Source organism: Burkholderia sp. SIMBA_062 (assembly GCF_046534765.1).
GTDB classification, from domain to species: domain Bacteria; phylum Pseudomonadota; class Gammaproteobacteria; order Burkholderiales; family Burkholderiaceae; genus Burkholderia; species Burkholderia ambifaria.
The window spans coordinates 1-306 of sequence record NZ_JAWRYD010000178.1 but is presented as its reverse complement, the minus strand read 5'-3'; the positions used below and the strand labels follow the sequence as shown (position 1 = coordinate 306).

Sequence of the window (306 nt, the reverse complement as noted above, 5' to 3'; positions counted from 1 at the left end):
GTATTCACGTTCGTCCGGTTTGTTCGGCGCCAGTTCGTTACGTTCGTACGCTTTACTCAGCAGGAACCATTCAACCAGGTTACCGGTAGAAGAACGAGAAACGTCCCACAGCGGCTGACCAACCAGACGAGACAGCTGCGCTTCCATCGGGAAGAATTCTTTACCCAGTTCGTAGGTCGCTTTCGCGTCTTCCATAGAGTATTTCGCAACACGTTCCAGACCTTCACCGGTTTCCCACGCTTTCGCGATTTCGTCCGCGTAAACTTTTTCTTTCGGTTTACCGAAGATCGCTTCGTAAACCGCTTC

The 306-nt window shown here is 51.3% G+C and carries 1 pseudogene; it reads right to left on the bottom strand.

Annotated elements, in window-relative coordinates:
• Nucleotides 1–306, bottom strand: a pseudogene (locus SB786_RS35930) (DNA polymerase); the annotation flags it as partial.